Source organism: Mycobacterium sp. E2733, from assembly GCF_001667585.1.
Taxonomy (GTDB): Bacteria; Actinomycetota; Actinomycetes; order Mycobacteriales; family Mycobacteriaceae; genus Mycobacterium.
Genome location: NZ_LZJZ01000083.1, coordinates 288,120 through 312,635 on the forward strand (window position 1 = coordinate 288,120; position 24,516 = coordinate 312,635).

The 24,516-nt window shown below is 67.8% G+C and carries 20 protein-coding genes; 12 read left to right on the forward strand and 8 right to left on the reverse strand.

Annotation, left to right across the window (positions count from 1 at the left end; genetic code table 11):
• Positions 1–30 precede the first annotated feature (30 nt).
• Positions 31–870, forward strand: a complete 840-nt coding sequence (locus A5678_RS14795) for an SDR family oxidoreductase (RefSeq protein ID WP_082945565.1) — start codon at positions 31–33, stop codon at positions 868–870.
• Positions 871–932: 62 nt separating this feature from the next.
• Positions 933–2,093, forward strand: a complete 1,161-nt coding sequence (locus tag A5678_RS14800) for a Zn-dependent alcohol dehydrogenase (RefSeq protein WP_068043639.1) — start codon at positions 933–935, stop codon at positions 2,091–2,093.
• Here A5678_RS14800 and A5678_RS26555 read toward each other — a convergent pair.
• From A5678_RS26555 to A5678_RS14815, 3 genes are all read right to left on the reverse strand, one after another.
• Positions 1,974–3,602, reverse strand: a complete 1,629-nt coding sequence (locus tag A5678_RS26555) for an NAD(P)/FAD-dependent oxidoreductase (protein WP_082945567.1) — start codon at positions 3,600–3,602, stop codon at positions 1,974–1,976. The genes A5678_RS14800 and A5678_RS26555 overlap by 120 nt on opposite strands.
• Positions 3,599–5,401: an NAD(P)/FAD-dependent oxidoreductase gene (locus A5678_RS14810; protein WP_197502143.1), complete on the reverse strand. Its 1,803-nt coding sequence runs from the start codon at positions 5,399–5,401 to the stop codon at positions 3,599–3,601. The genes A5678_RS26555 and A5678_RS14810 overlap by 4 nt, the downstream gene beginning before the upstream one ends.
• Before the next feature lie 134 nt (positions 5,402–5,535).
• Entirely contained in the window at positions 5,536–6,177 is a 642-nt protein-coding gene (locus A5678_RS14815) for a TetR/AcrR family transcriptional regulator (RefSeq protein ID WP_068043513.1), read from the reverse strand.
• Between the two features lie 256 nt (positions 6,178–6,433).
• Here A5678_RS14815 and A5678_RS14820 point away from each other — a divergent pair, with 256 nt between their 5' ends.
• From A5678_RS14820 to A5678_RS14835, 4 genes are all read left to right on the forward strand, one after another.
• Entirely contained in the window at positions 6,434–7,471 is a 1,038-nt protein-coding gene (locus tag A5678_RS14820) for an LLM class flavin-dependent oxidoreductase (protein WP_068043515.1), read from the forward strand.
• A gap of 109 nt (positions 7,472–7,580) precedes the next feature.
• Entirely contained in the window at positions 7,581–8,216 is a 636-nt protein-coding gene (locus tag A5678_RS14825) for a TetR/AcrR family transcriptional regulator (RefSeq protein WP_068043517.1), read from the forward strand.
• A 71-nt stretch (positions 8,217–8,287) separates the two neighbouring features.
• Positions 8,288–9,547, forward strand: coding sequence for a cytochrome P450 (locus tag A5678_RS14830; protein WP_068043519.1), 1,260 nt, complete (start codon positions 8,288–8,290; stop codon positions 9,545–9,547).
• A gap of 92 nt (positions 9,548–9,639) precedes the next feature.
• Entirely contained in the window at positions 9,640–11,169 is a 1,530-nt protein-coding gene (locus tag A5678_RS14835) for an AMP-binding protein (RefSeq protein ID WP_231983670.1), read from the forward strand.
• A gap of 15 nt (positions 11,170–11,184) precedes the next feature.
• Here the strand turns inward: A5678_RS14835 and A5678_RS14840 are convergent, their stop codons facing one another.
• The 4 genes from A5678_RS14840 to A5678_RS14855 form a co-directional block, all read right to left on the reverse strand.
• Positions 11,185–12,144 carry an alpha/beta hydrolase gene (locus A5678_RS14840; RefSeq protein ID WP_068043523.1) on the reverse strand — a complete coding sequence of 320 codons (960 nt, stop codon included), beginning with the start codon at positions 12,142–12,144 and terminating at the stop codon, positions 11,185–11,187.
• Between the two features lie 36 nt (positions 12,145–12,180).
• On the reverse strand, positions 12,181–12,660 hold the full coding sequence (locus tag A5678_RS14845) for a hypothetical protein (protein ID WP_068043525.1): 480 nt from the start codon (positions 12,658–12,660) through the stop codon (positions 12,181–12,183).
• Between the two features lie 220 nt (positions 12,661–12,880).
• Positions 12,881–13,387 (reverse strand): DUF417 family protein, encoded by a 507-nt coding sequence (locus tag A5678_RS14850; protein ID WP_231983675.1) that lies wholly within the window; start codon positions 13,385–13,387, stop codon positions 12,881–12,883.
• Positions 13,388–13,441: 54 nt separating this feature from the next.
• Entirely contained in the window at positions 13,442–13,915 is a 474-nt protein-coding gene (locus A5678_RS14855; protein ID WP_068043526.1) for an SRPBCC family protein, read from the reverse strand.
• A 130-nt stretch (positions 13,916–14,045) separates the two neighbouring features.
• Between A5678_RS14855 and A5678_RS14860 the strand changes: the two genes are divergently transcribed.
• The 5 genes from A5678_RS14860 (at position 14,046) to A5678_RS14880 (ending at position 20,063) form a co-directional block, all read left to right on the forward strand.
• On the forward strand, positions 14,046–14,867 hold the full coding sequence (locus tag A5678_RS14860) for a mycofactocin-coupled SDR family oxidoreductase (RefSeq protein ID WP_068043528.1): 822 nt from the start codon (positions 14,046–14,048) through the stop codon (positions 14,865–14,867).
• 193 nt (positions 14,868–15,060) lie between these two features.
• Positions 15,061–15,273 carry a heavy-metal-associated domain-containing protein gene (locus A5678_RS14865; protein WP_068043530.1) on the forward strand — a complete coding sequence of 71 codons (213 nt, stop codon included), beginning with the start codon at positions 15,061–15,063 and terminating at the stop codon, positions 15,271–15,273.
• Positions 15,270–17,519, forward strand: a complete 2,250-nt coding sequence (locus tag A5678_RS14870) for a cation-translocating P-type ATPase (protein WP_068043532.1) — start codon at positions 15,270–15,272, stop codon at positions 17,517–17,519. Before A5678_RS14865 ends, A5678_RS14870 begins: the two co-directional genes overlap by 4 nt.
• Positions 17,520–17,652: 133 nt before the next feature.
• Positions 17,653–19,044, forward strand: coding sequence for an alpha/beta hydrolase family protein (locus A5678_RS14875; protein WP_068043534.1), 1,392 nt, complete (start codon positions 17,653–17,655; stop codon positions 19,042–19,044).
• Positions 19,045–19,250: 206 nt separating this feature from the next.
• On the forward strand, positions 19,251–20,063 hold the full coding sequence (locus tag A5678_RS14880; protein ID WP_068043536.1) for a polysaccharide deacetylase family protein: 813 nt from the start codon (positions 19,251–19,253) through the stop codon (positions 20,061–20,063).
• Positions 20,064–20,067: 4 nt separating this feature from the next.
• Here A5678_RS14880 and A5678_RS14885 read toward each other — a convergent pair whose 3' ends face one another.
• On the reverse strand, positions 20,068–21,444 hold the full coding sequence (locus A5678_RS14885) for an FAD-binding oxidoreductase (protein WP_068043645.1): 1,377 nt from the start codon (positions 21,442–21,444) through the stop codon (positions 20,068–20,070).
• 157 nt (positions 21,445–21,601) lie between these two features.
• Here A5678_RS14885 and A5678_RS28250 point away from each other — a divergent pair, with 157 nt between their 5' ends.
• Positions 21,602–24,511, forward strand: coding sequence for a helix-turn-helix transcriptional regulator (locus tag A5678_RS28250; RefSeq protein ID WP_068043538.1), 2,910 nt, complete (start codon positions 21,602–21,604; stop codon positions 24,509–24,511).
• Positions 24,512–24,516: the final 5 nt, after the last annotated feature.

The window sequence follows — 24,516 nt, forward strand, 5'->3', positions numbered from 1 at the left end:
CGGAATCCCGCTGCGTATACGGTCCACGGTATGAATCGAGTTTCGGTAATCACGGGCGGCGCGGGTGGCATGGGTCTGGCCACGGCCAAGATCGTCGGCCGCGACCACGCCGTGGTCCTCTGCGACGTCCGCCAGGACCGGCTGAAGGCGGCGGCCGCAGCACTGGAAGGGCTCGGGATGAGGCCCACGGCCGTCGACTGTGACGTCACCGACCCGGGGGCAGTGACTGAGCTGCTCGAAACGGCGAAGGGCCTCGGGACGCTCGCCTCGGTCATCCATACCGCGGGAGTGAGCCCGAGCATGGGCCCCGCCGACTACGTCATGCGGACCAACGCGCTCGGCACGCTCAACGTCAACGAGGCGTTTTACGCCGCGGCAGGCGAGGGCGCCGTGATCGTCAACGTGGCGTCGATGGCGGCCCACATTCTGCCCGCGGAAATGGTTCCGGTGGACCAGTTCCCGCTGGCGCTGCGGGACGCCGACGCCTTCCTGGAGGCCCTGATGACGACCTGCAACATCGTGCCCGAGGAGGCTAGGTCCGGCCTCGCTTACGCCGTCAGCAAGAGCTTCGTGAAGTGGTACAGCCAGTCACAGGCGGAAAGATTCAACGCGCGCGGATTGCGCATCGTGTCGGTCTCGCCGGGGTCGATCGACACCGAGATGGGCCGGCTCGAGGAGCAGGCCGGCGCGGGCGCGATGGTCACCAACGCCGCGGTCCCGCGATGGGGCAAGCCCGAGGAGATGGCCGAGCTGCTCGCGTTCTGCGCCAGCGATAAGGCGGGCTACCTGACCGGCACCGACATCCTCAATGACGGCGGCGTTATCGCCTCGATGACCGAGCGCGCCAGGGTGGCCGCCGCCACCGGTTGAGTCGGCTGCGACGAACCAGGCATTGTGCCATCGAATTGCCCGGCAGAAAGGTGCACGAGTCGATGCGAAGCCGCGCGGCCATCGTCTACGAATACGGCGGTCCGTGGACCGTCGAGGAATTCGAGCTGGACTCGCCGAAGGCGGGCGAGGTGTTGGTGCGCCTGGCCGCCACCGGACTCTGCCACTCCGACGAGCACATCCGGCAGGGGAAGCTGGCCGCGCCGCCGGAAACGTTGCGCGCCCTCGGATTACCCGCCATGTCGCCGACGATCGGCGGACACGAGGGCTCCGGCGTGGTCATCGAGGTCGGGGACGGTGTAGCCGGTTTCGCGCCGGGCGACCACGTGGTGACGTCCTTCGTCGCGGTCTGCGGCCAATGCCGCTGGTGCGCCTCGGGGATGGAGTACCTCTGCGACAAGGGGGCCGGGACCCTGGCGCCGGGCATGCCGACCGACGGCACCTTCCGCCATCACACCGTCGACGGCCGAGACCTCGGCCACGTGTCCAAGATCGGCGCGTTCGCCGAACACACTGTGGTGGCGGCGAATTCGCTGGTCAAGATCGACCCGGTCTTTCCGCTGGTGCCCGCCGCGCTGCTGGCGTGCGCGGTGCCCACAGGGTACGGGTCGGCGGCCCGCCGCGCCGGGGTACGGGGCGGTGACACGGTGGTGGTGATCGGCACCGGCGGAATCGGAACCGCGGCGGTTCAGGGCGCCCGCATCAGCGGCGCCGCGCGGATCGTCGCGGTCGACGTGAGCGACTTCAAGCGCAGCTCCGCAATGGCTTTCGGTGCGACGCACGCCGCCGCGACGGCGACCGACGCGCTCGAGCTGGTGCGCGACCTGACCCGCGGCGTGATGGCGGATGCGGTCGTGGTCTCCCCCGCCATGATCGGCGAGGCCGACGTCGGGACGGCGCTGGCGCTCACCCGCAAGGGCGGCACGTGCGTGCTGACCGGGCTGCCGGCGCCCGCGACGGCATCGATCGACGTCGCGCTGCAGGACTTCATCCTGATGAACAAGACGTTGTGCGGCACGGTGTTCGGCTCGTGCAATCCCAAGAGCGACATCGCGCTGCTGGCCACGCTGTACGAGTCCGGTCAGCTACTCCTCGACGAGATGATCACCAAGCGCTACCGGCTCGACGACATCAACGACGCCTACGCCGACCTGGTGGGCGGCCGCCTGATCCGCGGGGTCATCGACTTCGGCCTGGGCCACTAGCCAGTCTCGCGGCCGGAGCCGCCAGGTCCGGCGGGCGTACTCCAGCTCGGTGTAAGGCCACTGGGTGACGATGCGTCCGGTGGGTGAACGGAAGTAGCTGTCGCACCGGGTCCAGATGGTGCGCTCCAGGTCCGCGGAAAGCTGGTCGTTATAGCGCTTTTCGGCTTCCGGCCGGACGTCGATGTAGCCACCCCTGCGCGCCACCCGGCTGACCGCGCTGGCAACCAGACGCGCACCGGCCTCCAGGATGTAGACGATCGAGTTGCCACCCTGGTTGGTGTTGGGGCCGTAGAGCATGAAGAAGTTCGGGAAGCCGCTCACCGCGACGCCCAGGTAGGCGCTCGGGTCATCACCCCACCGCTCGTGCAGGCTTTGGCCGCCCCGTCCGATCACCTCGATCCCGGCGAGATAGCGGCTGGTCTGGAACCCGGTCGCGCACACGATGGCGTCGGCGTCCACCATTTTGCCGCTGACAGTCGCGATCGCCGTCTCGGTTACGCGTGCGATCGGTTCGGTTACCAGATCGACCTGGTCCTTTTGTAGCGCCAGATAGTAGTCATCGCCGAGTAGCACCCGCTTGCAGCGGAATGGATAGTCGGGCGTCAGCGCCCGGCGCAGCCGCTCGTCGGCGACAGTGCGCTCCAGGAACGATGTCGCGACCCGTGAGCGATGTGCCACCTGTGGGTCTTCGACTGCGTTTCCGGCAAAGTCGTGGAACTGCTTCCAGATTCGCCACCGTTCCCTGCGAGCCGCCCACGGCTGTCGGCGAAACCTTGCCAGTTCCCTGTCACTGAACGGACGGTCATCCTTGGGAACCATCCAGGGCGGCGTTCGCTGAAACACGGTTACACCCGAGGCGATTCGAGCGAGTTCCGGGACCACCTGCACGGCGCTGGCGCCCGTGCCGATCACCGCGACCTTCCGGCCGGCCAGGTCCACGCCCGGATCCCACGCCGACGTGTGCATCAAGTGGCCGCGGTAGCCGGTGAGGCCCTCGATGTCTGGCAGCCTGGGAGCGCCGAACAGGCCGACAGCGCTGACCACCACGTCGGCCCGCATGGTGGTGACGGTGTCGCTATTCGCTTGCTGCAGCTGCAATTCCCACTGCCCACTGCCCTCGTCCCATCGCGCGTGCCGTACGTAAGTCCGCAAGGTCAGGTGGCCGCGCAGGTCGAAGTCGTCGGCCACAGATTCGAGGTAGGCCAAGATCTCGGGCTGGCGCGCGTAGGTGCGGCTCCAGGATTTGTTGGGCGCGAACGAGAACGAGTACAGGTGGCTTTGCACGTCGCACGCGGCGCCGGGATAGGTGTTGCGCCGCCACGTCCCGCCGACGCCGTCGCCGCCCTCGATGATCACCAGATCGTCGATGCCGGCCCGGCGTAGCGCGACTGCCGCGGCTATACCGCCGAAACCCGCCCCGATGATCGCGACTCTGGGCTGGGCGCGCCGGCGTGTCGCCGCCCGCAGCCGACCAAGCGAATACCGGCGACTGGCCGCGCGGCTCGTCACGGTGCGACCTGGTGGGTTCGCAAAACCAGTCCCTCCAGCGCACCGCCAGCACGCCATTCCGCGAGGATGTCGGCGTATTCCGTTGGGGTCCCGAAGAAAAAGCTGCCCTGCCGGGTTTTGACGTCGGCCTGCCCCTCCCGATTGTAATAACCGGGAGTGCAGGTCTTCGCCCGCTCGGCGGTGAGAGCGGAGCGGGCCAGCACGGTGTCAACCCACGCGGCCTCGGCGTCGCGGGACGCCTCGATCTCGGTGACGCCTTGCTCGAGGCCGCGGGCGATGATCCAGGCGACATGGCGGGCCTGCACGTCAAGGAGGTAAGGGAAATTCACGGTGAGTCCGGACTGCGCGATGCTTTCGATGAAACAGTTCGGGAAGCCGTGCACGCTGAGGCCGTGGAAGGTTCGGATCCCGTCGCGCCAGGCATCCGTCAGCGTGAGGCCGTCCCGCCCGATCACTTCGAAGCCGGTGCGGCGGCTGTAGTCGGTGCCCACCTCGAACCCGGTGGCGAAGATCAAACAGTCCAACTCGTATTCGATTCCGTCGACGACGACGCCGGCCTCGGTGATGCGCTCGACCCCGCGGCCGTGGGTGTCGACGAGAGTGACATTGTCGCGGTTGAAGGCCTGTAGGTATTCGTCGTGAAAGCAGGGCCGTTTGCAGAAGTAGCCATACCACGGCTTGAGCGCCTCAGCGGTCGCGCGGTCGGCCACGAGGGCATCCACGCGGGCACGGATCTCTTCCATCTGGGCGAAGTCGGCCAGTTCAACTTCGCGGACCCGCTGCAGTGGGTCGGACCCATTGCCGGCGTCGTGGCGCATCACCGGCAGCTTGCGCGTGATACTGGTCCAGGCGTCTGCGACCAGGTCTTCATCGGCATAGCCTCCGGCGGTGAGAATCTGGAAGTTTTCGATGCGGCGCTGCTGCCAGCCGGGTGACAGGGTTTGCACCCACTGCGGGTCGGTCGGCGCATCCGCCCGCACATTGACCGACGAGGGCGTGCGCTGAAAGACGCTGAGGTGCCGACTCTTTCGTGCCAGGTGTGGCACACACTGGATCGCCGTAGCGCCGGTGCCGATGATGCCGACGCGCTTGTCGGCCAGATGTTCAAGATCGTTGCCGGTGAAAGCGTAATCCCAGCGGCTGGTGTGGAACATGTGGCCGCGAAATGACGCGATTCCCGGTATGCCGGGCAGCTTCGGCTTGTTCAAGTAGCCGTTAGCCATCGAGATGAACTTGGCCCGCATGGCGTCGCCGAGATCGGTGGTGATGACCCACACAGAATCCTCGGGTTCCCAACGGATCTCCCGCACCTCGGTCTGCAGGCATGCGTCGCGGTAGAGGTCATAGTGCTCGGCGATGCGCTGGCAGTGCGCGAAGATCTCCGCACCCTTGGCGTACTTCTCGGTTGGGATGTAGCCGAGCTCCTCGAGTAGAGGCATGTACACGTACGACTCGACGTCACAAGCTATCCCCGGGTAGCGATTCCAATACCAGGTGCCGCCGACGTCGGCCGCCTTGTCGATCAGTCGCACACTGTCCACGCCCTGTTCGCGCAACCGTGCACCGGTCAGCAGCCCGCCGAAGCCGGCTCCGATGACCGCCACGTCGACCGTGTCGGTAAGCGGCTCGCGGGTCCGGTGCGGATCGGCCCATGGATCCTCGGCGAAGGAAGCGAACCGGCCCGCCACTTCTACGTATTGTTGGATGCCGTCAGGCCGTAGCCGTCGCCGCCGCTCCCGGTCGTACTTTCGTCGTAACGCCTCTTCGTCGAATGGCAGACCGTCCGTTGTCGTCACCATCTACGACCCCTTCTGCCGGCTCGCTGGGCGAACCGCGTCGCCCAGGGCACGTACGCGTCAGGCGTACACCGCGAGCATATAATCAATCGATTGATCATATCAATCGTCCCTCCCCGCGCCCGTGATCGCTCGGCTCAACGCCGAGGTGCGCGACCCGTCGAGAACAGTGCGCCTCTGATCAGCGGCTTCGCCGCCGAAAGTGCACGCTGGTACGCCTTGGGCGAGGCCGTTGCGGCCAGTTCGGTCAGGCCATACAGCAGCGCATAGATCGCGTCGACGGTGGCTCGTGCCTGCGCGCGGCCGCCCGAGCGCCGGTGGCGATACGCATCGTGGATCACGCCCTCGATGATTTCGCGCAGTGCGTGCAGTTCGGTATCGCCACCGGTCGCCGGCGAAAGGCCGACGGCCCCCTGGGCGCGGATCGCCCACTCGAAAGCCGCCAGGTCGGGATACTCACGCATCAGCCGACTGGACTCATCCAAGACGGCCTCTATCCGGTCCACCGCGCTCCCCGGCTGTTCGGCGGCCCGGCGCAACCGGGGCAGCGCGACTTCGGTCCTCGCCGCGATGGCCGCGTTGATCAGCTCGGTCTTGTTCGGGAAGTAGTTGTAGAGGCTGGCACTGGTGACGTTGGCCGTTCGCGCGATTTCGCGAATCGTTGCCCGCGAATAACCCCTCTCGGCCACACACCGCATCGTGGCGGCGATGATGCGCTGACGCGTCCGCTCGCCGCTTGCGCCGACAGGACGGCCCAGCTGATTTGTCGTCGTGATCATGTCTCCAGCCAATTCTCGTCAGCCACTCCTCCTGGATTGCAACACGGTCATCGGCCGGAGCGTCAGCCGGCCGGCGGAGCGCTGTGCGACTGTAGGCCATATTAGGTGGCGCGCACACTTGTGCGAGCAGGTTGTCGGCACGCTGATAATTAAACAATCGATCGCTTAATATGTTGTGACGGCGCCGGCGTTGCGATTGGCGTTGCGCCCTTCCGCCGGAGGTGCTGCCGTCGAATGACCACTGAAAGAGTGATCCATGGGTTTGATGACCGCATTGCGCTTCAACATGACCAACGTCGCCGATCCCGCGGGACGGCACGGGGATCGCTACCAGGCCGCCCTGGATATGGCCGCATACGCTGACCAACACGGCTTCACCGGTATCAGTTGCGAGGAACATCATCTGGCGGCAACCGGGTGGCTGCCCTCGCCGCTGATCATGGCCGCCGCCCTGGCGGGCCGGACCACTCGGGTGCGCATCAGCATCAACGCCCTGCTGATCACTCTCTACGACCCGGTGCGGCTGGCTGAAGACATCGCGGTACTGGACAACATTTCCAACGGCAGATTCAGTTTCGTTGCGGGCATGGGTTATCGGCCCGAGGAATACGCGGCGGTCGGCAAAGACTGGACGCGGCGCGGCGAGTTGATGGATCGCTGCATCGAGGTGCTGCTCGACGCGTGGGGCGACGATCCTTTCGAGTACAACGGGCGAACCGTCAATGTCACCCCCAAGCCACACACCCGCCCTCGGCCGTTCTTTTTCATCGGCGGCATGAGCGCTGCTGCTGCGCGGCGCGCGGCGCGCTTCGGGTTACCGTTCGCGCCGCCCATGGCCATGCCCGACGTGGAAGCGGTTTACACCGAAGAACTCCAAAAACGCGGCCGCCGCGGTTTTGTCTACCGCCCGGAGAACGGCAGCACCGTGACGTTGTTGAGCTGCGACCCAGACGCCATGTGGAGCACCTACGGACACTGCATCATCAACGAAGTGAGGGAATACAGCCGGTGGAAACGTCCGGGCGTCACCCGTCCCCACGACGTGGCGGCGCAATCGGTCGAAGACGTGCGCAGGCGCAACATCGTGGAGATCCTCTCCCCCGAGCAGCTGCTCAGTCAGATCGCCGATGGCAGAAGGGAAGTCGTGATGAACCCCCTCATCGGCGGGCTGCCGCTCGAAGAAGCCTGGGCAAGCCTGCACCTGCTCACCGAGAAAGTATTGCCTGCGGTCGAGGCGCCGGTCAGTGGATCGAGCACTACCCGGCAGCCCGGCGCCAGTGATATAATCAACTGATCGATTAATAGTTTGGGCGCGATGCGCCAGAGGAAGTGCAGGCGATGTACGTCGAGCCAAATCAGCTAGCGGAGTTTTCCGTCTCTGGGGGCTCCGGGGAACCCCGATCATGACCGTCGCGTCGTCACAGCTCGGCCGGCCGGTGGGTGCCAACGGCGAGGAAACGCGTCGGCGGATCATCACCGCAACCATGCGCTGCGTGGCCGAGGCCGGATACGCACAGGCAAGCATCCGTGAGATCGCCCGTGCCGCCGGCATGACCAGTGGGAGCCTGTATCACTACTTCCCTAATAAGGCGGAACTACTTAAGGCGACGGTCAAAGAAATCGAGGAACTGGTGTTCCCGCGGCTCGGCGAGGCCGCCGCCCGTGACGGGGGCGTCGTCGACCGCCTCGAAGCGGTGCTCGACGAGTCCGACCGGTTGATGCGCGAATATCCCTACCTGGCCGCGTTCGAACGCGCCATCCGCGCCGAAAGCGCCGCGTACCTGCGCAGCGGAGACCCCGACCGCACCGGGTTCAAACCCTTGCGGGGCATCATCAGCGACATCATCGAAGACGCCCGCGCGCAGGGTGCGTTGGCCGCCGGCATCGATGCCGCAGGAACCATCGACGCGATCTACGCGTTGACCCGCGGCCTGACCGAACAGGCGGCCCACCTGACGCCACCCGCCTACCGCGCCACGCTCAGCGCGGCCAGACAACTGATCCGAGGAACACTGTTCGCGCCCGACGCCAAGCGCTAAGCCGCGCGGCGCCGTTGACATCGTCGGCCGTATCAACCGAATCCGCTGCCGCTATACGAAGGAAGCCACAGATGGCCGATCCGAACATTCCCCCCGGTTTCGATTTCACCGATCCGGACATCTACGCGCAGCGTCTCCCAGTCGACGAACTCGCCGCGCTGCGACGGACGGCGCCGATCTGGTGGAACGAGCAGCCGATCGGCAAGGGCGGATTCAACGACGGCGGCTTTTGGGTGGTGACCAAACACAAAGACGTCAGAGAGGTTTCGCTGCGCAACGACATCTTCTCCACCCACGAGAACACCGCCCTCCCGCGATACCCGGATGACGTGGAGCGAGAGAACATCGACGCGGCGCGCGCGTCCATTCTGAACATGGATGCTCCCCACCACACCCGGCTACGCAAGATCATCTCCCGCGCCTTCACCCCGCGAGCCGTCGGACGCTTGCGCGACGAACTCAACGAGCGCGCAAGGGCCATCGTGAAAGCCGCAGCGGCTCAAGGGTCCGGGGACTTCGTCGAGCAAGTGGCCCACGACCTGCCGCTGCAGGCAATCGCCGGGCTGCTCGGTGTGCCGTTGGAGGACCGTACGAAATTGTTCCGGTGGGCGGACGAGATGACCGGCAGCGAGGACCCTGAGTATGCCGACAGCGACGGCCAAGCGTCGTCAGTTCACGTGCTGACCTACGCCATGGAGATGGCCGACATCAAGACGAAGGATCCGAGCGACGACATTGTCACCACACTGGTGCAGGCAGACATTGACGGGGAGAAGCTGTCGGAAGCTGAATTCGGCTTCTTCGTTCTCACGCTGGCAGTGGCCGGAAATGAGACGACGCGTCACTCCATTACCCAGGGCATGATGGCGTTCAGCGAGTTTCCGGACCAGTGGGACGTGTACAAGCGCCTGCGGCCCGAGACAGCGGCAGATGAGATTGTGCGCTGGGCAACTCCCATAACGGCATTTCAGCGCACGGCGCTCGAGGACACCGAGCTTTCCGGCGTGCAGATCAAGAAGGGCCAGCGAGTGGTGCTGTTCTATCGCTCGGCCAACTTTGACGACGAGGTTTTCGATGACCCCTACACATTCAACGTTATGCGAAGCCCCAACCCGCAGTTGGGCTTTGGCGGCACGGGTGCGCACTACTGCATCGGCGCGAACCTAGCGCGGATGACCATCAATCTCATCTTCAATGCCATCGCCGACCAGATGCCCAATCTGCGACCGCTGGCGCCGCCGGAGCGGCTGCGATCGGGATGGCTCAACGGCATCAAGCACTGGCAGGTCGACTACACCGGCGCCGGAGCCGCGCACGCCCCGGCGCAGTGAGGCCGGCGAGCCGCGTCGCCGGCGCTCTGGCACGTATCCGAAAGGAGACCTGGGCCCTCTATCAGGTCGGCCGTGCCGGAGCGTTGCGGCCGATGCCGCTGCGCCGACTGCCCGAAATGTCCCGGGCCATGCGCGACTACGGACCGACGGGCGGGGCGGTGCGCACTGCGGCCCTGCGTTTCGGCGATCGGGCCGCGCTGATCGACGAACGCGGCGCGCTGAGCTTCGCCGAGCTGGACAGCCGCTCCAACGCGCTGGCCAATGTGTGGCGTGAACGCGGGCTGCGCGGCGGTGACGGCGTGGCCATTCTGACCCGCAATCACCGTGGCTTCGTCGACGCGCTGTTCGCCGCTGCCAAATGCGGGGCACGAATCGTGTTCCTCAACACCGACTTTGGCCCCGACCAGCTGCGGGAAGTATTGGCGCGGGAGGGCGTCGACCTGCTGGTGCACGACGCCGAGTACCTGGATGCGGTCACGGGGATAGACATGCGGCTGGGGTGTGTCATTGCGTGGAACGAATCGCCGACGGCGGAGAGCCTCGACGGCCTGATCGAGCACGGCGATGCGTCACCACCGCCGCCCTCGGCAACCAGAGCCCGGCTGGTCATTTTAACCAGCGGAACCACGGGGACCCCGAAGGGAGCCCCCCGCACTGAGCCGCGATCACTGCTGCCGGCGGGAGGCCTGTTGAGCAAGGCGCCGTTTCGGGCGGGTGAAGCCACCGAGTGCTGCGTTCCGCTGTTTCACGCGCTGGGCTTCGGGCATCTGATGCTCTCTCTACTGATGGGTTCCACCCTCATCGTCCGCCGCCGCTTCGACGCGGGCCGGACCCTGCGAAGCGCCGCCGAAAACCGCGCGACGGCGATGATCGTGGTTCCGATCATGCTGCGTCGACTCATCGACCAAGGGCCGCAGGCCTTCTCGAGCAAGGATCTTTCTGCGCTGCGGATCGTGTTCGTCGCAGGCTCGCAGCTTGGCGCCGCGCTGCGCCAGGAGGCCATGAACGTTTTCGGCCCAGTCGTCTACAACATGTACGGGTCCACCGAGGTCGCCTACGCCACGCTCGCCACACCGGTGGATCTGGCGGTCGAGCCCGGCTGCGTCGGCCGGGTGGTGCCCGGCGCCGCCGTCAAGCTCTACGACAACCGTGGCCAATCCGTACCGGACGGGTCACGGGGCAGGATCTTCGTCGGCAATGACATTGCGTTCGACGGCTACACCGGCGGCGGCAATAAGGAATCCCTCGACGGCCTGCTGGCCACCGGCGACATCGGCCATTTCGACGCCGGCGGCAGACTGTTCGTCGACGGTCGCGAGGACGACATGATCGTCTCCGGCGCCGAGAATGTCTTTCCCGCGGAGGTCGAGGATGTACTGGCCTCCCATCCCGCCATCCGTGAGGCCGCGGTTGTCGCTGTGGCCGACGACCAGTATGGACAGCGGCTGCGCAGTGTCATCGTGCTGCACCGCGGGGCCACTCTGACCGAATCTGAAGTCAAAAACCATGTGCGGCAACGGCTCGCACGCTTCAAGGTGCCGCGCGACGTGCGCTTCGTCGATGCGTTGCCCCGCAATCCCACCGGCAAGGTCGTCAAGCGCCTCCTCGAGGGACCGGGGTAGCCCTCGCGCCGGACGCTACACCGAGCGCAGGCGGCGGACTCGGTCGGAGATGGCCCGCTGCGAGACTTTTGCTTGCGGCGCAAGCCATTCGAACGCATGCGGACAGCCCGGATGCACGTGCATCTCCGTTGGCACGCCGGCACCCGCCAACCGGCGCGCGTACTCGATGACTTCGTCCCGGAAGATGTCGAGGTCCCCGACGTCGACGTAGGCCGGGGGCAGGCGAGACAGGTCGGCGGCCCGTGCTGGTGCAGCGTATTCGCTTACCTCAGGCTCACCGTGGCGCGTACCAAACAACGCCTCCCAGCCCGTGCGGTTGTCGTCGTAGGTCCACGTCGCGAGCTGCTCCAGGGCCGGGTCGGACGCGGTGGTGCGGTCGTCGAGCATCGGATAGAACAGCAGTTGCGCGGCGATCGGCGGTCCGGCGCGATCGCGCGCCAGCAGGCACACGGCGGCGGCGAGCCCTCCGCCGGCGCTGTCGCCCACGACGGCCAGTCGCGCCGGGTCGACCTCCAGTTCCGCCGCGTGGTCGGCCAGCCATAGCAGCGCCGCATAGCAGTCGTTGACCGGAGCCGGGTGAGGGTGTTCGGGCGCGATGCGGTAGTCCGCGACCAGTATCGGCACCCCGGAAGCGGCGACGTAGTGGGACACCGCCGTGTCGTACAACGTGCCCAATTCATCGAGGCCGAGGATCATCCCGCCGCCGTGCAGATAAAGCGCCGCACTGCCCGGTCGCTGCGCGCCGGCGCGCCGATACCAGGTCAGCGGGATCGTCGCGCCGTCGTCTGTGCGCATCGTGTATCGCCTTACTTCGATGCCCCCGACCGCTGGGAGGAAAGCGGCCGCGCGCTCGAACATCTGGCGGGCGGTCACCCTTCGGGTTGCGATGTCGCCGACCGGAGGCCGTTCGGCAGGCGTCGCGGGTGCCAGCACGGCCAGTGCTGCCGCGACCTCGGGATCAATCTGTAGCGCCACTTGCGCTCAGCGGTGATCGCGTGGGAGCCCACCGCCTCACGCGGGGACCTGCTCGGCGTCGAAGTCGGCGACCAGCGAGTCGATGGTGATCTGGGCGACGACGTTCATGTCGGCGTCGTAGATCTCGTACAGCAGGCCCGTCGGCGAGTCCGGTCGCGCGCCGAAGTAGACCAGGCCGCCGGTTGCCCCACCCCGCTCAAGGTGTGGCTTTTGGTCGTTTCCGGTCAGGGCGTAGTCACCGGCTCGGCGGAACCGGTGGTTGCTGAGCGACCCGTCTTCTTCGACGTCCCATAGGTGTTGCTCGCCGTCCAGGACGATGACGCTGGTAACCGCGGCGTGGCGGTGGATCGGACAGTGGCCGCCGTCACCTTGCCACCGTACGACCATGTCGAGGGTGGGGACGTCACGGTCGTAGCCGAGGATCGTGTAGTCGTGCTGGATCTTGTACTTCGAGCCGGGCCGTCCGGTCACCGCCTTCCAGCGGTAGCGGGACGGGTCGAACACGCCGTTGATCATCCGCCCTCCTGACTGCACGGCTCAGGGCCCGTAACCGTCTGGTGGCGGTGCATACCGCGCTACCGCCTTGGCCCAATCACCAGTTGCTGCAGAGCCTAATCACGCGCAGTGATGTAATCAACCGTTTGATCACATCACGATGGTCGGAACGATCTCAGCAGGGCATCCGAACGTAACGGACGCTCCCAGTCAGGCACGAGAACGCTTTTCGGGTTTTCGTTTACGTGCCAGGGCGTTGCCTGGCGAACATGGCGCTGCCGGCGGCGAGCGAATCGCCGAGCGTCCACAGCGCGACCCCGATCAGCACCAGATCCTTGAGCAGAAACTGGCCCGGCAGCGCCGACAGCACAGGGAGACCGCCGGCATGCGTCGCGACCACCCCCGGTGTGGTGAAGAGGAAGCTCAGCGTTCCCAGGAAGAGCACCACGGCCATCGCGCTGCCGGCCGCGGATGCGCGCGGCCACGCGGGACGAAGCGCGATGAGAAGAGCGGCAACGATTTCCATCGTTCCCAGGCCGCGCGCGACGGTTGCCACGCTGAACACGTCATAGATCCAGCTCAGCAGCGGGCTGTGTTCGATGAGCACGCGGGATTCCATCTTCACGTACTTCCCGAACCCGATCCAGGCCAAAACGATGATCAGTCCGTAACGGCCGACGAGCTGTCCCGACCGGGTCAGCGGCCCCGCCAAGGGGTGCGGTGTCGCTACCGTGGCGAGCGACTCGATTTCGTTCACAGAGCAACCACGATTGGCGCGCCGCTCCCGTTCAGCGATGGGGCGTCATCGCTCCGCGTAGCGATCACGCAGCTTGGCCAGCGTCGCTTCGATGCCGGCGGCATTGGCCTTGGTCGCACCCATCAACTCGTAGTACTTCAGCGCGTTCTTGACCGCGCCGGCGTCGTGATAGTCGAACGTTTCGGTGACCCGCGTTCGGGTCGGCGAGAGCGCCTCGAATTGCCACCGCCAACGGTGCCCCACCGGGTGACGCCATTCGACGAGTTCGTCCGGTTTCAGGGCGGTCACCGTGCTGGTGATGCGGTACGGCACGCCATACATCTTCATCTTGGTCGAAAACTTGGACCCCACAGTCAGTTCCGCGGGCGCCTTGATGTTGTCACGCACGGTGCCCGACCCGTCCAGTTCGCTGTGTCGCCGGGGGTCGGCGGCCATCGCGTACAGCTCGGCGGCGGGTGCCGCCACTTCGACCGACCGGCTTACCTGCCGCGGGCCCGCGTCGATAACGGTGACGGTCATGATCTTTCCTTTCGGCTGTCCGGCAGCGTCAGCTCGACGCTACGCTCGCCGAGTCCAATTCAGAACAGCAGACATCCCGCCCCGTCCGGCCGCGACGGGACGCCCGCGCCGAGAGGAGCCGAAAGAAGCAATGAGTCAATCCATTTCGGGAAAGGTGGCCCTGATCACCGGCGCCGCGCGGGGACAGGGCCGGGCGCACGCCGTGCGCCTGGCCGCCGAAGGCGCCGACATCATCGCGGTCGACATCGCCGGGCAGCTGCCGCCGAGCGTTCCCTATGACTCGGCGACACCCGAGGACCTGGCCGAGACGGCACGACTGGTGAGCGCCAACGACAAACGGGTCATCACCGCAGCCGTCGACATCCGTGACCTCGACGCACTCAAGGGTGCGGTCGACCGGGCGGTGGCCGAACTCGGCCGCCTCGACATCATCGTCGCCAACGCCGGGATCTGCAGTCCCGCTCCCTGGGATCAGATCACTGCGGAAGCGTTCCGGGACACCATCGACACGAACGTGACCGGCACCTGGAACACGGTGATGGCCGGCGCTCAGCACATCATCGACGGCGGCCGCGGCGGGTCGATCATCCTCATCGGGTCGGCCGCCGGCATCAACATGCAGTCGTTCATGATCCACTACACGGCGAGCAAGCACGCGGTCGTCGGGATGGCCCGCGCGTTCGCCGCCGAGCTCGGCCGGCACAACATCCGCGTCAACAGCCTCAACCCCGGAGCGGTGTCCACACCGATGGGTACCGGACGCATGCGCGAAGCGCTGCACGCCGCCGCTGACACCTACCCGCATTTGCGGGGCCTGCACAAGCCGCTGCTGCCCGAGGGGATCGCCCAGCCGGAGGACATCGCCGACGCCGTCGCCTGGCTTGCCTCCGACCAGTCCCGGCTGGTCACCGCGACCCAGCTCTCGGTCGATATCGGCGTCGGGTATGTCTGATCCCCGCGCGGGTCGGTCCCGGCCGCGGTCTCGGCGCTTCCACCAGGCAGAATGATGGTGCCCTCGTCGCCGTGCTCGGACCCAGGTTTCTCTCCTGGCGCCCGGTTGCGCCAACGGCTAGGCGGGGGAATACCTCGGGGGGCAAGGACGTTGCAGGTGGGCATACCCCAGCGGGGTATCAGGAAGGGAGATCATGACCACGAGCGAATACCGGGTCGACGGGATGAGCTGTGGCCACTGCGAGGCGGCCGTCAAGGATGAGGTCGGCCGCCTCCCGGGCGTGGAGCGGGTGGACGTCAGCGCCGACACGGGCAGGCTGGTGGTCACGAGTTCCGTCCCCATCGACGCGGCCACCATCCTCGGCGCGGTGGACGAGGCCGGCTACGAGGCCGTCCTGGTGGCATGAGCGCGGCCCCGGTGAGCCATATCGAGCTGAACATCGCGGGGATGACGTGCGCGTCCTGCGCCGCCCGGGTCGAGAAGAAGCTGAACCGGCTCGACGGCGTAGCCGCCACCGTCAACTACGCCACCGAAAAGGCCGCGCTCACGGTCCCCGCGGGGTACGACCCCCGGTTGCTGATCGCCGCCGTCGAGCAGGCCGGCTACACCGCCGCCCTGCCGCCTAGTCGGGAGAAGCCGGCCCTTGAGGCGGCTGAGCCGGGTGATGGCCACGAGCTGAGCGCGCTGCGCACCCGCCTCATCACCGCGGCCGTGCTCGCCGGCCCGGTCATCGCCATGGCGATGGTTCCTGCGTTGCAGTTCCGCTATTGGCAATGGGCGTCGCTGGTCCTGGCCGCACCGGTGGTCGTGTGGGCCGGCCGCCCCATCCACGCCGCCGCCTGGGCGAACCTCAAGCACGGCGCGGCCACCATGGACACCCTCGTCTCGATGGGCACCCTGGCGGCGTTCGTGTGGTCGCTGTATGCGCTGTTCGTCGGTACGGCCGGCGAACCGGGGATGCGCGGCGGCTTCGAGCTGACCGTCCACCCGTCCGACGGCGCCGGCAACATCTACCTCGAAGTCGCCGCGGGTGTGACCCTGTTCGTGCTGGCCGGGCGGTACTTCGAGAAGCGTTCGAAGCGGACGGCGGGCGCAGCGCTGCGCGCGCTGCTGGAGCTCGGGGCCAAGGATGTCGCGGTGCTGCGAGACGGTGCCGAGACTCGCATCCCCGTGGACGGCCTGGCCGTCGGTGACTGTTTCGTGGTCCGGCCCGGAGAGAAGGTCGCCACCGACGGCATCGTGGTATCGGGTTCCTCCGCCGTGGACGCCTCGATGCTCACCGGCGAGTCCGTCCCCGTCGAAGTCGGCGAGGGCGACGCCGTCACCGGCGCCACCGTCAACGCCGGCGGGCGTCTCGTCGTGCGCGCCACCCGGGTCGGCGACGACACGCAGCTGGCGCACATGGCCAAGCTGGTCGAGGAGGCCCAATCGGGCAAGGCCGAGGTGCGGCGGCTCGCCGACCGCATCTCCGGCGTGTTCGTCCCCGTCGTGATCGGCATCGCTGTGGTGACCCTCGGTGCATGGCTCGCGCTCGGGTTTCCGCTCACCGCGGCCCTGACCGCGGCCGTCGCGGTGCTGATCATCGCCTGCCCGTGCGCGCTTGGCCTGGCGACCCCGACCGCCCTGTTGGTCGGCACCGGCCGCGCGGCTCAGCTGGGCGTGCTGATCAAGGGGCCGGAAGTCCTGGAGTCCACCCGCAACGTCGACACGATCGTGCTCGACAAGACCGGCACCGTCACCACCGGGAAGATGACCCTCGTCGAGGTGATCAGCGCGCCGGGGACCGACCGCCAAACGCTGCTGCGCTATGCCGGTGCGCTCGAGGATGCGTCCGAACATCCCATCGCGCAGGCCATCGCGAGGGCCGCCCGAGCCCAGCTGGGCGCCCTACCCGCCGCCGAGCGCTTCGCCAACCTGGAAGGCAACGGCGTGCTGGGAGAGGTCGGCGGCCACGCCGTGATCGTTGGGCGGGCGCGTCTGCTGGCCGACCGGGGCCAGCCGCTGGACGCCGCGCTGTCGGCGGGCAAGGCCCGCGCCGAGGGCGAGGGCAAAACGGCGGTCGCCGTCGGCTGGGGCGGCCGGGCCCGCGGCGTCCTGGTGGTAGCCGACACCGTCAAACCGACCAGCGCCGAAGCGGTGCGGCAGTTCAAGCGGCTGGGGCTGACTCCGATCCTGCTGACCGGCGACAACGGGACCGTCGCGAATCAGATCGCCGGCCAGGTGGGTATCACGCAGGTCATCTCCGAAACGCTGCCCGCCGACAAGGTCGCCGCGATCCAGCGGTTGCAGTCCGAAGGCAAGGTCGTCGCGATGGTCGGTGACGGCGTCAACGACGCCGCTGCCCTGGCCACCGCCGATCTCGGGGTGGCGATGGGCACCGGCACCGACGTCGCGATCGAAGCCGCCGACCTCACCGTCACCCGCGGGGACCTGCGCGCCGTCGTCGACGCGATCCGGCTGTCCCGGCGCACGCTGACCACGATCAGGGCCAACCTGGTCTGGGCGTTCGGCTACAACATCGCCGCGATCCCCCTCGCCGCGCTCGGCATGCTCAACCCGATGCTCGCGGGCGCCGCGATGGCCTTTTCCAGCGTTTTCGTGGTCGCCAACAGCCTGCGCCTGCGCGCGTTCACCAGCGTCACGGCCGCCTAGATCACCACGCCCACACGCCACGCGGACAGGCGGACGGGTGGGGTGGGTGTGGGATAGTTGTTGCGACCCCCTGCGTTCGAAAAGACCACGGGTCCGTCCCGCGCAGCGATCGACTCAGCAAAGGCAACGACCGTTGGACCAATTCTTCGGACGGCTGTCCCTGCTGCACGGCTGGTTTCCGCCGACCGTGCAGGGACTGACGCTGCTGGTGCTGATCATCGCGATCCAGTGGCGCGCGGCGCGCTGGCTCAAGCGTGTGCTGCCGGTGGCCGTGATCGCGGCCGCCGCGGTGACCGCCCTCGCGTATTGGTACATCACGTCGCTCGGCGTGGCCGGGGACCCGGCGCCGGCGACGCTGTGGCTGTGGATCGCGATGAGCGGCCTGGCCGCCGCGGTCTTCCTGGTGGGCTGGCGGGGCGCCCGCTGGTGGCGTCGCGGGGCGGCCGTGGTGGCCATACCGCTGTGCGTCTTGTGCGCGGGGATGGCGTTGAACGGCTGGGTGGGCTACTTCCCGACGGCGCTGGCCGCGTGGAACCAACTGACCTCGGTGCCGTTGCCGGATCAGATCGACCGGCTGCGGGTCACCGAGATGCAGGTCGCCGGGACCAGGCCGACCAAGGGCGTGGTGGTGCCGGTGGACATCGACGACAACGCCTCCCACTTTCGCCACCGCCGGGAATTGGTCTATCTGCCGCCCGCATGGTTCAACAGCAATCCGCCGCCCCGGCTGCCGGCGGTCATGATGATCAGCTCGGCATTCAACACCCCGGCCGACTGGCTCGGCCCTGGTGGCGCTTTCACCGCCATCGACAACTTCGCCGCCGCGCATCACGGCTTCTCCCCGGTGCTGGTGTTCGTCGATCCCACGGGTTCGTTCGACAACGACACCGAGTGCGTCAACGGCCCCCGGGGCAACGCGGCCGATCACCTGTCCAAAGACGTCGTGCCGTTCATGGTGTCGAACTTCGGCGTCAGCGCCGACCGGGCCAACTGGGGTGTCGCCGGATGGTCGATGGGCGGTACCTGCGCGGTCGACCTGGCCGTCATGCATCCGGAGCTGTTCGCCGCGTTCGTGGACATCGCCGGTGACCGCAGCCCGAACGTCGGCCCCAAGGATCAGACGATCGCCAAGCTGTTCGGCGGCGACCACACCGCCTGGGCCTCGTTCGACCCGCTCACCGTGATCGCGCGGCATGGTCGCTATACCGGCTTGTCGGGCTGGTTCGACGTTCCGGGGTCGTCGGAGCCGCGCAACGTCGCCGAGGAAGCCAACCCCACCGCGAGCGCTCCCAGCACCGACCCGGCCGCCAATCCGGAAGGCCAGGACGCCGCCGCCAACGCGTTGTGCGCCGCGGCCAGCGCCAACGGCATTAACTGCGCCGTGGTCAGTCAGCCGGGCAAGCATGACTGGCCGTTTGCAGCCGGAGCGTTTGAGGCGGCGCTGCCGTGGCTGGCCTCGACGCTGGGGACACCGGCCGCCGAGCCGGTGCAGCTACCCCAACGCGGCGGCGGGCAACCACACTGATCACGAAATTCACAGCTGACCCTCCCGTAACGCATCCGACATAATGTTGCTGGTAGTGGTACGGTTCGCTGCTGATGGCTGGCGATTTTGTGTACGACGGGCGGCCCCTCCGGGGGTCGGCTCGGAGCGCGCCGCGGCGCAGCCAACACCGCGCCCAGTCCAGGTCGCCCCGTCCGGCGTTTGCTCCAGGCCTTCGCCTGCCCGCGATGAATCGCCGTCAGTTCCTCGGTTCGCTCGCCGCGTCTGTCGTCGCCGGCGTGGGTGCGGCCCGGCTCATCGTGGACCCGCAGCCGCGAACGTTCGCCCAGGCGCCGGCGCCTTCCGGCGTGGCGACCTCGGGTCCGACCGCCCCGTCGGCCCTGTTGCCGCCGCCGCCGCCCGGCGCCCGCATCCCGCTGCCCGGCGGGGGTGCGCTGATGAAGATCCCCGGCGAGGGTGACCTGCTCGCGCTGACCGTCGACGACGGCGTCAACAGCGAGGTGGTGCGCGCGTACACGCAGTTCGCCAAAGACACCGGCGTGCGCCTGACCTACTTCGTCAACGGCACCTACGACTCCTGGACCGAGAACAAGGAGATGCTGCGGCCATTGGTCGACAGCGGACAGATTCAACTCGGCAACCACACGTGGTCACACCCGGACCTGACAACGCTGTCCAAAGAGCAAGTCGCGCAACAGCTCAGCCGCAACGACGAATTCCTGAAGAAGACGTACGGCATCGGCGCAAAGCCGTACTGGCGTCCGCCGTACGCGAAGCGCAACGCCGTCGTAGACGCCGTCGCCGCCGACCTGGGCTACACCGTTCCGACGTTATGGTCGGGGTCGCTGTCGGATTCGACGTTGATCACCGAGGAATACATCGTGCAGATGGCCGATCAGTACTTCACGCCGCAGGCCATCGTCATCGGACACCTCAATCACCTGCCCGTGACGCACGTCTACCCGCAGCTCGTGGACACCATCAGGGATCGCAACCTGCGCACCGTCACGCTCAACGACGTCTTCCTCAAAACGCCTTAGCGTTTCAGCCCGCGGGCAGGATGTTCTGGTTGATCCGGAAAACGTTGCCCGGATCGTATTGCGCCTTGACCTCGGTGAGCCGCCGGTAGTTCGGGCCGTAGGTCGCCCGGACCCGCTCCTGGCCCTCGTCCATCATGAAGTTCACGTAGGCACCGCCGGCCGAATACGGGTGGGTGGCATCCCAGTAGTCAACGGCCCAGCGTTTCAACAACTCCGCGTTCGCCGGGTCCGGGTCCACGCCCGCGATCACTTGCGAGAAGTTGACGTCCCGGTACGCCCACGCGGTCTCGGATTGGCCGACCTGATGGACCGCACCGTCGATCGGGTAGAGGTGCATCGTGGAATGCATGGTCGGCAGTTCCTGGGCGAAGCGGCCATGGGCCGCCACCGCGCCGTCGGGCACCGTCCGGAAGAAATCTCCTCGCCAATACCATTGCAGCCCTTTGGGATACAGGGCGTCGAAGGTGGACTGCAGCGCGGGGAAGGGCGCGGTGCCCAATCCGTCGAAGGCGGGTTCCATCTGCCGGACGGGCGCGAACGCTTCCTCGGCGCCGGCGGGATCGCCCGTGTAGCACCAGACGACGGCGCACGCCTTCTGCAGGTGGAATGCCTCGGGGAACGGCGCGGCCGGCGGGACGGTCATCGCCGCGAAGAATCCGTACAGGTCCTCGTCCTGAGCGGGCATGAAGTCCCGGTACCACGTGAGGATGTCGGCGGTGGCCGAGGCGGGCCAGGCGGTGGGGCCGCAGGTCACGGTGTGCACGGGATGCAGCCGGAACGTGAATGACGTTGCCACGCCGAAGTTTCCCCCACCGCCGCGCAGCGCCCAGAACAGGTCGGAATGCTCGGATTCGGACGCCCGCACCACCCGCCCGTCGGCCAGCACCAGCTCGGCCTCCAGCAGGTTGTCGATGGTCAGGCCGTACTTGCGCGACAGGTAGCCGTGGCCGCCGCCCAGGGTCAGGCCGCCGACTCCGGTGGAGGAGATGATGCCCGATGGCGCCGCCAAACCGTATGCGTGCGTCGCGCCGTCCACGTGTGCCCACGTCGCCCCGCCTTCGACCCGGGCGGTGCGGCCGTCGGCGTCCACGTCGATCCGGTTCATCGGCGACAGGTCGATGACCAGACCGCCCTCGATGGTGCCGAAGCCGGGGCCGTTGTGACCGCCGCCGCGCACGGCAACGACGAGGTTGCGGTCACGCGCGAATTCCAGGGCGGCCGCGATATCCGCGGCCGAACCGCAGCGGGCGATTACCGCGGGCCGCTTGTCGATCATGCCGTTGTGAACGGCCCGCGCCTCCTCGTATCGCGGGTCGTCGGGCAGGATCACCTGCGAGCCGAGCCTGGCGCGTAATTCATCGGTCGCGGTTGTGAGGCTCATGGCCCGCACCTCCTTGTTTGCTCGCAGGTCCTGATGCGACGACGTTACGAGGCCGGTGAACCGCGCGTCATGACCACAACCGAGCATTTCCGAGGCATTCCACGATAGTCACTTCTGACTATCGACCGACCAACACCGGCACGGCTACCTTGTTTGCATGGCGCAGTGGGTGCCGCCCCCGCTCCCGGCCGAACTGATCGCTCGTCGCCGCGGCCCGCTCGTGGGTCGCGACGCGGAGCTTGCGGTGTTCGAGCAGGCCTGGGAGCGGGTCGAGCGGGGGAATCGCCAGGCGGTTTTCATCGGCGGCGAGCCCGGGGCCGGCAAGACTCGCCTGGCCGCGGAGGTGGCCGGAACCCTGTTCGACCACGGCGTCGCGGTGCTGGTGGGAAGTTCGACCGCCGACGAGGACCTACCCTACGCGCCCTTCGCCGAAGCGCTCGACCGGCTGATGGTCGCCGGCCCGCCGGGTTCGATGGCGGAACCGTTGAGCGACGCGGGCCCGCAGCTGCGGCGGCTCTCACCGGAAGTGGTTCGGCATTTGCCCGACGGAGGCCCGGCCCCGGACGTCGGGCCGGCGCGCCAGGCCCTCTTCGACGCGTTGACCGGCTTCCTGCGGCGTCTCGCCGTCGATCGCCCGGTCGCGCTGATCCTCGACGACCTGCACTGGGCGCAGCTTCCCACCCTCGCGCTGCTCGAGCACGTGCTGATCGGCTGCGCCGATGTGCGCGTGTTGGTGGTCGTCACGTTCCGCACGACCGAGCCCGACCGGTCCGACGAGCTGGCCACCCGGCTGGCCGAGCTGCACCGGTTCGACGGGGTGCGGCGCCTGGACCTGGCGGGCCTGGACACCGAGGCGATCGCCGAGTTCGTCGCGCGAACGCAGCAACTGGCCCCGGCGTCCGTGCGCACGGCCGCCGCCCTGCTGCGCGAGCGGACCGGCGGCAACCCGTTCTTCCTGACCGAACTGGTCAACGACCTCGAAATCCGCGGCGGGTTGGCCACATTGGGCACGCAGCAGACCGTCCCCGGATCCATCGGAGACGCGATCGCCCGCCGCCTCACCGGGCTGGGGACCGGCGTGCGTGCGGTCATCGAGCAGGCGGCGGTGCTGGGCCAGACGTTCGACCTGCCGGCCCTCATCTCGACCTGCGAGACGGAGGTCGGCGCGACGCTGGCGGCGATCGATTCAGCCGAGGCCGTCGGGCTGGTGCGCGCGGTGCACGACTCTGACGGCGAGTTCGCGTTCGTGCACGCGCTCACCCGGGAATCGGTGCTCGGCGGGATGGCCGCATCGCGGCTGCGGATCATGCACGCGCGCGCCGCCGAGGCCCTCGAGGGACGCGCCGACCCGTCGCTCGTTCCCCGCCTGGCCAACCACTTCCTGATGGCGCACGTGCTGGGCTACCACGAGCAGGCGCTCCGCTACGCGCGCCGGGCGGCCCGGATGGCCGAGCACAGCCTGGCGTATGAGGACGCGGCCAAGTGGTTCGAGCGGGCCGCGTCGCTCCCCGAGCTCGGCCTCGCGGAACGGGCAAGGCTGCACCTCGACGCGGCCGCCAACCACGTGCGTGCGGGCTTCTTCCTGCGGGCGCGAACCATCTACGAACGCATCGGCGCGATGGACGACCCGCTGATGCGGCTGGAGGCCGCCGTCGGCTACGAGGAGGCGAATTGGCGCCCCGGACAGTCGACTTCGAAGGCGGCCGACCTGCTGGCGTCGGCGTTGGAATCGTGCGGGCTGCGAGCGGATGACCCACGCTATGTGCAGGCGCTCGGCAGCTTCGGGCGGGCGCTGGCCTTCGCCGGAGAGGCGGCGCGGGCCCGCGAGGTCGGCGCCGACGCGATCGAGCGCGCGCGGGCCGTCGGCGACGAGGCGGTGTTGCTGCACGCGTTGAAAACCAGCCTGTGGCAAGGCCTCACCCCGGAGATGAGCGAAATCCAGGCGGAGCGTGCCGCCGAGGTGTCGAACATGGCGCTATCGCGCCGGGACTACGAGTCACTGGGTGCGGCGTCACACTTCCACGCCATGGTCAGCTACCTGGCCGGCCGGCCCGACGGCCTGGCCGCCGCGACCGCCGACATGCGGCGCGCGGCCCAGAGCTGCGGACAACCCGCCTTCGGCTTCGTCGGCGCGTGCATCGAACAAGCGCTGGCCTACCTGCGCGGCGACTTCACCGGCGCCGAACGATGGGCCGACATCGCCTTGCGCACAGGCGATCTGTTCGGCACCGACGACACCGAGGGCTCGAACGGCGTCCAGATGTTCATGATCCGCCGCGAAACCGGCGACCTGAAAAGGTTCGGCGGGTTCATCGACGGCAGTGAAACGTTCGCCGGCCGTTGGGTGCCCGGGCTGCTCGCGCTGTACACCGAGCTGCAGTGCGACCGCGGCATGACCCGTGCGCTCAATCAACTGCTGAACCGCAACCTCGACGACCGCCTCGAGGATGCGCAGTGGCCGATGGAGTTGGTGTTCATGGTCGAGGCGGCGTTGGCGCTTGCCCACCGCGAAGCGGTCCACGCGTTGCGGCCATTCGTCTCCCGTTATGCCGGAAAGAACTTGGTGGCCGGCCAGTTCGTCGCGCTGTTCGGCAGCGCCGACCGATACCTGGCCCGGATGGCGGCGCTCTGCGGCGACGGCGCCGCGGCCGAGCGGCACTTCGCCGTGGCGATCGAGATGGACCGCCGAATGGGTTCGGTGGTGCATATCAGCGAGACGCTGGCCCGGCACGCGTTGTTCGCGGTGTCATGTGGTCGCATCGAGGACGCCCGGCGCCTGGCCGACGAGGCCCGTACCATCGCCGCCGGGATCGGGCAGACCCGCGTCGTCGACCTGGCGGATTCGGTGCTGGCCGCGGGACCCGTGGGTCCGGACGGCCTGACCGAACGGGAGGTGGAGGTGCTGCGGTTGCTCGCCGAGGGGTTGAGCAATCGCGCGATCGGCGAGCGCCTCTTCATCAGCACCAACACCGCCGCGAACCACGTGCGCAACATCCTGATCAAAACCGGCGCCGCGAACCGCACACAGGCGGCGATGTACGCGGCCGACCACGAACTGCTCGGCTAGCGCCC

Coding starts and splice junctions, on each gene's coding strand:
- A5678_RS14795 (WP_082945565.1), top strand. CDS start 31: ATGAATCGAGTTTCGGTAATCACGGGCGGCGCGGGTGGCATGGGTCTG.
- A5678_RS14800 (WP_068043639.1), top strand. CDS start 933: ATGCGAAGCCGCGCGGCCATCGTCTACGAATACGGCGGTCCGTGGACC.
- A5678_RS14810 (WP_197502143.1), bottom strand. CDS start 5,401: ATGGTGACGACAACGGACGGTCTGCCATTCGACGAAGAGGCGTTACGA.
- A5678_RS14815 (WP_068043513.1), bottom strand. CDS start 6,177: ATGATCACGACGACAAATCAGCTGGGCCGTCCTGTCGGCGCAAGCGGC.
- A5678_RS14820 (WP_068043515.1), top strand. CDS start 6,434: ATGGGTTTGATGACCGCATTGCGCTTCAACATGACCAACGTCGCCGAT.
- A5678_RS14825 (WP_068043517.1), top strand. CDS start 7,581: ATGACCGTCGCGTCGTCACAGCTCGGCCGGCCGGTGGGTGCCAACGGC.
- A5678_RS14830 (WP_068043519.1), top strand. CDS start 8,288: ATGGCCGATCCGAACATTCCCCCCGGTTTCGATTTCACCGATCCGGAC.
- A5678_RS14835 (WP_231983670.1), top strand. CDS start 9,640: ATGCCGCTGCGCCGACTGCCCGAAATGTCCCGGGCCATGCGCGACTAC.
- A5678_RS14845 (WP_068043525.1), bottom strand. CDS start 12,660: ATGATCAACGGCGTGTTCGACCCGTCCCGCTACCGCTGGAAGGCGGTG.
- A5678_RS14855 (WP_068043526.1), bottom strand. CDS start 13,915: ATGACCGTCACCGTTATCGACGCGGGCCCGCGGCAGGTAAGCCGGTCG.
- A5678_RS14860 (WP_068043528.1), top strand. CDS start 14,046: ATGAGTCAATCCATTTCGGGAAAGGTGGCCCTGATCACCGGCGCCGCG.
- A5678_RS14865 (WP_068043530.1), top strand. CDS start 15,061: ATGACCACGAGCGAATACCGGGTCGACGGGATGAGCTGTGGCCACTGC.
- A5678_RS14870 (WP_068043532.1), top strand. CDS start 15,270: ATGAGCGCGGCCCCGGTGAGCCATATCGAGCTGAACATCGCGGGGATG.
- A5678_RS14880 (WP_068043536.1), top strand. CDS start 19,251: ATGAATCGCCGTCAGTTCCTCGGTTCGCTCGCCGCGTCTGTCGTCGCC.
- A5678_RS14885 (WP_068043645.1), bottom strand. CDS start 21,444: ATGAGCCTCACAACCGCGACCGATGAATTACGCGCCAGGCTCGGCTCG.
- A5678_RS28250 (WP_068043538.1), top strand. CDS start 21,602: ATGGCGCAGTGGGTGCCGCCCCCGCTCCCGGCCGAACTGATCGCTCGT.